General features: G+C 38.7%; 1 protein-coding gene. It reads right to left on the bottom strand.

The annotated features are described in order from the left end of the window. On the bottom strand, positions 1-284 hold a 284-nt coding region (locus tag HC176_RS19275), incomplete at both ends, for a SpoIIAA family protein (RefSeq protein ID WP_167920578.1).

Here is a 284-nt window from a genome sequence, read left to right as displayed (position 1 = left end):
GTTTATTTCAAAAAATTTTACTTCGGCAGAGGTAAAAGGTTTCATCAAATCCGTCATCCAATCTTCCCATTTTTCATCCCCTACCATGGCCACTTTTTCAAATTTGTTGGCATGTTGGACATCGAATTTCAAATCTTCCCAAAAGGCTTTTGGTTTCCATCCTTCAAAACCCTCCATTTCAAAATACCAGCGAATTTTTTTATGTTTCTCCACTATGTTGTTCAGCAGGGGCAATAGCTTATCGTAATCGGCTTCAGTCAAATTTCCTGTTGCCCTTGTGGCTA

This window comes from Tamlana crocina (assembly GCF_012037625.1).
Note: the sequence above shows the minus strand (reverse complement) of the source record. Positions and strands in the feature narration are given on the sequence as shown.